Genomic DNA, 7,911 nt, shown 5'->3' with positions numbered 1-7,911 from the left:
GCCCCATTCACCCCCAAGCCCCATTCACCCGCAGACGAACAACCGGCCTCACCAGCGCGGCACCGCCGGCGTCACCCACCCCGGCTCCGCCACCCGCATCGCCGCCGCGTCGTCCCGCTCCCGCAGGGAACCGTCGTCGGACAGCCACCGCTGGTGCAGGAAATCCAGCCTGTCCCGGTCCAGTTCGACCCCCAGTCCCGGCGCGTCCGACACCCGTACCGCGCCGTCCTCGAAGGTGAGCCGCGAGGTGAGGACGTCCTCCGACTGCCAGGGGTAGTGGGAGTCGCAGGCGTGGTGCAGGTTCGGCACGGTCGACGCCACATGGGTCATCGCCGCGAGGCTGATCCCCAGGTGGGTGTTGGAGTGCATGGACACCCCGACCCCGAACGTCCGGCAGATCGCGGCCAGTTCACGCGTGTTGCGCAGCCCGCCCCAGTAGTGGTGGTCGGACAGGACGACCTGCACGGCCCCCTTCGTGAACGCCTCCTCGATCTCCGCGAAGGTCGTCACACACATGTTGGTGGCCAGCGGAACCGACGTCCGCGACGCCACCTCGGCCATCGCGGGCGTCCCGAGCGCCGGGTCCTCCAGGTACTCGAGCACGTCGCCGAGCTCGTCGGCGACCTTCAGCGAGGTCTCCACGGACCAGGCCCCGTTCGGGTCCAGCCGCAGCGGGTGCCCGGGGAACGCCTCGGCCAGCGCGCGGACCGCCGCGACCTCCTCGTCCGGCGGGAAGACACCCCCCTTGAGCTTGAACGACGTGAACCCGTACCGCTCCTTGAACCGGCGGGCCTGCTCCACGACCCCGGCCGGGTCCACGGCGGCCCCCCAGTCGTCCCGCTCGCCCACGACGCCCTCGGGATGGTCGGCCCACCTGTAGAAGAGGTATGCGCTGTACTCCACGCTGTCCCGCACCTTCCCGCCGAGCAGCGCGTGCACGGGAAGCCCCAGGGCCTTGCCGAGCGCGTCGAGGCAGGCGACCTCGAAGCCCGACACGACCGACAGCCGCAGCTTGTCGGCCGTCTGGACCCCGCGCAGCCCGCCCACGTCGACCTGCCCGGAGACCCGCGACCCGTCGACGGCCACCTCGTCGGCGAGCGTGAACAGCCCGTTCAGGTCGCTGACCTGGCGGCCCACGAGCTTCGCCGCGAACGGCCGGGCCAGCTCCAGGTACTTGGTGTCGCCGTACGTCTCGCCCACCCCCGTGATCCCGTCGGCGGTCACCACCTCCACGATCAGCCGCGGGGTGTACGGCTGGTGCACCCCCTGCGTGTTCAGCAGCGGCGGGTCGGCGACCAGGATCGGGGTCAGCCGGACCTCGGTGATGGTCAGGTCACGTGTCGCGGTCACGGGGCGGCTCCTACGTGAGGTCGTCTTCCACCTGAAGTCATCTATGTATAGAGATGGAGGTTAGATAGGTGAACCGATCGGGTCAATGACGCCGTGCCGTCTCCTACGATCGGCGCATGTCGGAAACGCGCGGGTCGGAAACAGGGGGCGGCGTCCGTGTGGTGAAGTCGGCCGCGCGCACGGTCGACCTGCTCGAACTGCTGGCCGCGCGCGGCGACCGGCCCGCCCGCCTCCAGGAGCTGGCGGACGAGCTGCGGGTCCCGCGCAGCTCGATGTACGCCCTGCTCCAGACCCTGATCGGCCGGGGCTGGGTCCGCACGGACACCACCGGCTCCCTCTACGGCATCGGTATCCGCGCCCTGCTCACCGGCACCAGCTACCTGGACTCCGACCCCCGCGTACGCACCGTACGGCCCTACCTCGACGAGGCGTCCGACGCGCTCGGTGAGACGGTCCACCTCGCCCGCCTCGACGGCATGGACGTCGCGTACCTGGCGACCCGCGAGTCCCACGAGTACCTGCGCACCATCAGCCGCGTGGGACGCCGCCTCCCCGCCCACGCCGGCGCCCTCGGCAAGGCCCTCCTCGCCGAACGCCCCGACGTGGGCCTCCCCGAGGGCCCCTACCAGGCGCTCACTCCCCGCACCCACACCACCCGCGCCGCCCTCGCCGCGGACCTCGCCACCGTCCGCGCCCGCGGCTACGCCGTCGACCGCGAGGAAGGCGTCCCCGGCATCATCGGCTTCGGCTTCGCCCTGCGCACCGACACCCCCGCCACCGACGCCATCAGCTGCTCGGTCCCGGTGGCCCGCCTCACCCCGGAGCACGGGGAACGGATCGTGACGGTGATGAGAGAGATCCGAACGAAGATCGAGGAGACGACCCCGGGTGCAGCCGGCGGCGCGCCGGCCTGGCGCTGAAAAGCACGGGGCGCAGCCCCTGCTTTTCAGGGGCGCGGGGCTGTATCGATATGCGGCTCCGCCGCGTGGGCGCGAGAAGCCCCACCGGCCCGCAGACGGCCACGTACCCGCGGCCCCGAGCTCCCCCGGTAAAAGCCCTACGGCACTGTCACCGCCGCGTCGTACCCTGGGAAAGGGCAACACGAGCCCCACGGTCAAGAGGAGGACCCGCGGCCTACAGAGCCGGCCCATGACTCAGACACGCACAGCTCACACCCCCGCGCAGGGCAAGGCGAGAGCGCAGTTCACCGTCCCCGCGGCGCACCCCATGGTGACCGTGCTGGGCTCCGGCGACTCCCTCCTGCGCGTGATCGAGAAGGCCTTCCCGGCGGTCGACATCCATGTCCGGGGCAATGAGATCAGCGCGGTCGGCGACTCCCCCGAAGTCGCTCTCGTCCAGCGCCTGTTCGACGAGATGATGCTGGTGCTCCGCACCGGACAGCCGATGACGGAGGACGCGGTGGAACGCTCGATCGCCATGCTGAGGGCGAGCGAGAACGGGAAGAGCGAAGGCCTGGAGACCCCGGCCGAGGTGCTGACACAGAACATCCTGTCCTCGCGTGGCCGCACGATCCGCCCCAAGACGCTCAACCAGAAGCGGTACGTCGACGCCATCGACAAGCACACGATCGTCTTCGGCATCGGCCCGGCCGGCACAGGCAAGACGTACCTCGCCATGGCCAAGGCGGTCCAGGCCCTGCAGTCCAAGCAGGTCAACCGGATCATCCTGACCCGCCCGGCGGTCGAGGCCGGCGAACGCCTCGGATTCCTCCCCGGCACCCTCTACGAGAAGATCGACCCCTACCTGCGCCCGTTGTACGACGCGCTGCACGACATGCTCGACCCCGACTCGATCCCCCGGCTGATGGCCGCCGGGACCATCGAGGTCGCGCCGCTGGCATACATGCGCGGTCGCACGCTCAACGACGCCTTCATCATCCTCGACGAGGCGCAGAACACCTCGCCCGAGCAGATGAAGATGTTCCTCACCCGCCTCGGCTTCGACTCGAAGATCGTGATCACGGGTGACGTGACGCAGGTCGACCTGCCGAACGGCACGAAGTCCGGTCTGCGCCAGGTGCAGGACATCCTGGAGGGCTTGGACGACGTGCACTTCTCCCGGCTGTCGTCGCAGGATGTCGTCCGGCACAAGCTCGTCGGCCGTATCGTCGACGCGTACGAGAAGTACGACAGCGAGCACGGCACCGAGAACGGCGGCCACAAGGGCGGCCGGGGCAGGCAGTCCGGGCCCAAGGGGAAGTAGACAGACACCGCACCATGTCGATCGACGTCAACAACGAGTCCGGAACCGAGGTCGACGAGCAGGCGATCCTCGACATCGCCCGCTACGCGCTGACACGGATGCGCATCCACCCCCTCTCCGAGCTCTCGGTGATCGTGGTGGACGCCGACGCCATGGAGCAGCTGCACATCCAGTGGATGGACCTGCCCGGTCCGACGGACGTCATGTCCTTCCCGATGGACGAGCTGCGGCCGCCGTCGAAGGACGACGACGAGCCGCCGCAGGGCCTGCTCGGCGACATCGTGCTCTGCCCCGAGGTCGCCGAGAAGCAGGGCAAGGAAGCGGAGACGCAGCACTCCATGGACGAGGAGCTCCAGCTCCTCACCGTCCACGGGGTGCTGCACCTGCTGGGCTACGACCACGAGGAGCCGGACGAGAAGGCCGAGATGTTCGGCCTCCAGGCCGCCATCGTGGACGGCTGGCGCGCGGAGAAGGGCTTCACCGGCCCCTCCCCGGCACCGACCGTGTCATGAGCGCGACTCTCATCGGTGGTGCCGTCGCCCTGGTCGTCGTCGCCTGGCTCGCGGCCTGCGCGGAGGCGGGCCTCGCGCGCGTCTCCAGCTTCCGCGCCGAGGAGGCCGTACGGGCCGGGCGGCGCGGCAGCGCGGGACTCGCCCAGATCTCGGCGGACCCGACCCGCTATCTGAACGTGGCGCTGCTGGTGCGCGTGGTCTGCGAGATGGCCGCCGCCGCGCTTGTCACCTACGCCTGCCTGCAGGAGTTCGACGCGACCTGGGAGGCCCTGGTCGTCGCCATCGGGGTGATGGTCCTGGTGTCGTACGTGGCCGTCGGCGTCTCCCCGCGCACCATCGGCCGCCAGCACCCCCTGAACACGGCCACGGCGGCGGCGTACGTGCTGCTGCCGCTGGCCCGGATCATGGGCCCGATCCCGAACCTGCTGATCCTCATCGGTAACGCGTTGACGCCCGGCAAGGGCTTCCGCCGGGGCCCGTTCGCCTCCGAGGCCGAGCTGCGGGCGCTGGTCGACCTCGCGGAGAAGGAGTCCCTGATCGAGGCGGAGGAGCGCCGCATGGTGCACTCCGTCTTCGAGCTCGGCGACACCCTCGTGCGTGAGGTGATGGTCCCGCGCACCGACCTGGTCGCCATCGAGCGGTACAAGACCATCCGGCAGGCCCTCACCCTCGCCCTGCGCTCCGGTTTCTCGCGGATACCGGTCACGGGGGAGAACGAGGACGACATCGTCGGGATCGTGTACCTGAAGGACCTGGCCCGCAAGACGCACATCAGCCGGGACGCCGAGAGCGAACTGGTGTCCACGGCCATGCGCCCGGCCGTCTTCGTCCCCGACACCAAGAACGCCGGTGACCTGCTGCGCGAGATGCAGCAGGAGCGCAACCACGTCGCCGTCGTCATCGACGAGTACGGCGGCACCGCCGGCATCGTCACCATCGAGGACATCCTGGAGGAGATCGTCGGCGAGATCACCGACGAGTACGACCGGGAGCTGCCGCCGGTGGAGGAGCTGGGCGACGACCGCTACCGCGTCACCGCGCGCCTCGACATCACCGACCTCGGCGAGCTGTACGGCCTCGACGCCTACGACGACGAGGACGTGGAGACCGTGGGAGGCCTCCTCGCCAAGGCCCTCGGCCGTGTCCCCATCGCCGGTGCCTCCTCGGTCGTGGCCCTCCCGGACGAGCGCGAACTGCGGCTCACCGCGGAGGCCGCCGCCGGCCGCCGGAACAAGATCGTCACGGTGCTGGTGGAGCCGATCGGTCCCGCCGGGTCGCCGGAGGAGGAGAAGAAGTCCGAGTGACACCACAGGAGTTGAGAGCCTTCTGCCTCTCCTTCAATGAGGCCGTCGAGGACTTCCCCTTCCGCCCCGACATCTCCGTCTTCAAGGTCCTCGGCAAGATGTTCGCCCTGAGCTGGATCGACCAGCGGCCCCTGAAGGTCAACCTCAAGTGCGACCCCGAGGACGCGGTCCGGCTGCGCACCGAGCACCCCGGCCTCATCACCCCCGGCTATCACATGAACAAACGCCACTGGAACACCGTCGCCCTCGAAGCAGGCCTCCCGGACCGCCTGGTCGAGGAGCTGATCGAGGACTCGTACGACCTGGTGGTCGCGGGTCTGCCCCGCGCGGAGCGCCTGCGTCTCGACCGGGCGTGAGCGCACCCCGGGGCGTCGCGGACCGGCCGGGTCTCCGTATGCTCGGCTCATGACCGACAGCAGCGCGCTCGACCTCGATCCCGAGGACCGGAAGATCGTCACGCTCGCCCGTTCCGCGCGGGCCCGCAACGGGGTGCCCGAGGGGGCGGCCGTACGTGACGAGACGGGCCGTACGTATGTCGCCGGGACCGTGGCCCTGGACTCCCTGCGGCTCAGCGCGCTGCGCACGGCCGTCGCCATGGCGGTGGCCTCCGGCGCGAAGTCCCTGGAGGCGGCGGCCGTGGTGACCGCCGCGGAGACCGTCTCCGACGAGGACCGGGCCGCTGTGCGGGACCTCGGCGGGCCCGGGACCCCGGTCCTGCTGGCGGGGCCGGACGGGTCGGTGCGCGCGACGGTGACGGCGGGCTGAGGACCGCGCCCCCCGGGAAGTCCCGCTAGTTCTTCTGCAGGGTGCGGGTCACTCCCGCGATGACGGCCGTCGTGAGGATCCAGCCGACGGCGATCAGGGCGTAGGCCAGCCACTGGAGGGTGCCGTCCGTCCAGTACCAGGCCGTGCGCTGGCCCAGGCCGCCGATGGGGACCAGCAGGTCGAGGGTGTAGACGAGCGGCTGGAAGGGCGCGCCCTCGTCCTGTTTCACCGCGGTGGGGGTGGCGGTGTCGAACGCCGTCGTCCCCAGCAGGACCAGCGCGAGCAGCCAGACACCGGCCAGCCAGGGGCGGTAGCCGTAGCCGACGGTCGCGTCGAGGAGGTGGCCCCAGAGGCGGGCCGCCGGGGAGAGCGTGCTCCGCCGGTGTCGTTGTTTGGCCAGCAGCACCCGGCGGGCGTCGTCGTCGTGCCCGACCTTGCGGTACCAGGCCGCGAGTTGCTCGTACGGCTGCGGGCTGTAGCCCGGGCTGCGGCGTATCCACTCCACTCGGCGGTTCACGGCCGCCGGGCCGCTCACCGCCTCCCGTCGCTCGCCGTCCGCCTCGGCGGACTTGATCGAGCCGTAGACGAAGCCGTCCAGCTCCACGACCTCGGGCCAGCTGTGTGCGCTCTCGTGGAGGTACGACACCTGGGCGCCCCGTAGATCCACCGCGCCCGTCGGCCGCCGGGCCAGGGCGAAGTCGAAGTCGGCGGCCTGCACGAGCATGGCCATCAGGGCCGGGCCGGTGCCCGCGCCGTCGGCGGGCGGCCCGTTCAGGACGGCGCCCTCGAAGGTCAGGTTGTCCGTGATCTGGGCGCCCCGCAGGCGGATGGTGCCGTGGGAGACGAATCCGCCGGAGCAGTCGACCGTCTGGGCGACGGCGTTGTCCAGGGCGAGGGTCACCCCCTGCGGGCCGGGCCGTTCCAGGCGGGCCCCCTGGAAGAACAGTCCGCCGGGCAACTGGGCGCCCAGCAGCCGGATCTCGCCGTCGGCGACGAAGCCGCGCCGGCAGAAGAGGCCTCCTTCGACGATCAGGCCACCGGCGGCCATGGCCCAGCCGCCGGGTGCGATCAGCCGGGCCTTGTTCAGCATGATGCCGCCCGCCACATGGGCGTTGACGAGCGACAGGGCGGTGCTCGCGCGGTGGAAGGGCGAGGAGGGCGGCCCGGCCTCCACCTGGGTGCCGTGCAGGTCGAGACGTCCGCCGATCCGGCTCGCCCCGGCCTCCAGTCGGGGCACCCGGCTGCTCATGATGGCGACCGTCCGGGTCTCCGCCCCGTAGAGGTTCACCTCCTGCTCGAACCAGCAGCCCTCCAGCCAGAGGGGATGCTCGATCCGGGCGCCGGCCAGGTCGACATGGCCGGAGATCCGCGCGCCGGCGAGGGAGAGCGAGCCGACCGCGCCGGGCCGCTGGGCGGCGTTGGCACCCAGCAGCAGCGCCACGATCACCGTCGCCCGTACCGTGCGCTCGGGCCCCCAGCCCTCGCCGTCGGTGACCCGGTCCTCCTCCGGCACCCCCGTCCGCAGATCGACCCGCCGCCCCTCCGGGAACGCGTCCCACAGCTCACGTTCCGGCCCCGTCAACTCCTCGTAGCTGAGCACCAGTACAGGGTATTGAATCCTCCCCTCCCTGAAGGGAAGGGGATTCCTGGCTCAGGCCGCTCTACCTTCTTGAGCGGGTTGATCGAGCCGTTCGTAGGGTTGGGTCGCCCAGGGGTGCCGGGTGTGGCTATCAGGCCGCTGCCGTTCATGGCTCACG

The 7,911-nt window shown here is 70.9% G+C and carries 8 protein-coding genes; 6 read left to right on the top strand and 2 right to left on the bottom strand.

Features of this window, described 5'->3' with window-relative positions:
• Window positions 1–48: 48 nt before the first annotated feature.
• Window positions 49–1,350: a glucarate dehydratase family protein gene (locus P1P70_RS36075; protein WP_319245310.1), complete on the bottom strand. Its 1,302-nt coding sequence runs from the start codon at window positions 1,348–1,350 to the stop codon at window positions 49–51.
• A 116-nt stretch (window positions 1,351–1,466) separates the two neighbouring features.
• Between P1P70_RS36075 and P1P70_RS36070 the strand changes: the two genes are divergently transcribed.
• The 6 genes from P1P70_RS36070 (at window position 1,467) to P1P70_RS36045 (ending at window position 6,154) form a co-directional block, all read left to right on the top strand.
• Window positions 1,467–2,270, top strand: coding sequence for an IclR family transcriptional regulator (locus P1P70_RS36070; RefSeq protein ID WP_319245308.1), 804 nt, complete (start codon window positions 1,467–1,469; stop codon window positions 2,268–2,270).
• A gap of 229 nt (window positions 2,271–2,499) precedes the next feature.
• Window positions 2,500–3,573 (top strand): PhoH family protein, encoded by a 1,074-nt coding sequence (locus P1P70_RS36065; RefSeq protein ID WP_319245307.1) that lies wholly within the window; start codon window positions 2,500–2,502, stop codon window positions 3,571–3,573.
• A gap of 14 nt (window positions 3,574–3,587) precedes the next feature.
• Complete coding sequence (gene ybeY / locus P1P70_RS36060; protein WP_086759164.1) at window positions 3,588–4,085, top strand: rRNA maturation RNase YbeY; 498 nt, start codon at window positions 3,588–3,590, stop codon at window positions 4,083–4,085.
• Window positions 4,082–5,389, top strand: a complete 1,308-nt coding sequence (locus P1P70_RS36055; RefSeq protein WP_319245305.1) for a hemolysin family protein — start codon at window positions 4,082–4,084, stop codon at window positions 5,387–5,389. Before ybeY ends, P1P70_RS36055 begins: the two co-directional genes overlap by 4 nt.
• A complete protein-coding gene (locus P1P70_RS36050) occupies window positions 5,386–5,745 on the top strand; it encodes an MmcQ/YjbR family DNA-binding protein (protein WP_319245303.1) in 360 nt (119 codons plus the stop codon). Before P1P70_RS36055 ends, P1P70_RS36050 begins: the two co-directional genes overlap by 4 nt.
• A 49-nt stretch (window positions 5,746–5,794) precedes the next feature.
• Complete coding sequence (locus P1P70_RS36045; protein ID WP_319245301.1) at window positions 5,795–6,154, top strand: cytidine deaminase; 360 nt, start codon at window positions 5,795–5,797, stop codon at window positions 6,152–6,154.
• Between the two features lie 25 nt (window positions 6,155–6,179).
• Here P1P70_RS36045 and P1P70_RS36040 read toward each other — a convergent pair whose 3' ends face one another.
• Window positions 6,180–7,754: an oxidoreductase gene (locus P1P70_RS36040; protein ID WP_319245299.1), complete on the bottom strand. Its 1,575-nt coding sequence runs from the start codon at window positions 7,752–7,754 to the stop codon at window positions 6,180–6,182.
• Window positions 7,755–7,911 lie beyond the last annotated feature (157 nt).

Origin of the sequence: Streptomyces sp. MB09-02B (assembly GCF_033794485.1) — a bacterium.
Classification (GTDB): domain Bacteria; phylum Actinomycetota; class Actinomycetes; order Streptomycetales; family Streptomycetaceae; genus Streptomyces.
Note: the sequence above shows the minus strand (reverse complement) of the source record. Positions and strands in the feature narration are given on the sequence as shown.

Bases quoted from the DNA above. Each gene is read 5' to 3' on its own strand.
- P1P70_RS36070 (WP_319245308.1), top strand. From the start codon at position 1,467: ATGTCGGAAACGCGCGGGTCGGAAACAGGGGGCGGCGTCCGTGTGGTG.
- P1P70_RS36065 (WP_319245307.1), top strand. From the start codon at position 2,500: ATGACTCAGACACGCACAGCTCACACCCCCGCGCAGGGCAAGGCGAGA.
- ybeY (WP_086759164.1), top strand. From the start codon at position 3,588: ATGTCGATCGACGTCAACAACGAGTCCGGAACCGAGGTCGACGAGCAG.
- P1P70_RS36055 (WP_319245305.1), top strand. From the start codon at position 4,082: ATGAGCGCGACTCTCATCGGTGGTGCCGTCGCCCTGGTCGTCGTCGCC.
- P1P70_RS36045 (WP_319245301.1), top strand. From the start codon at position 5,795: ATGACCGACAGCAGCGCGCTCGACCTCGATCCCGAGGACCGGAAGATC.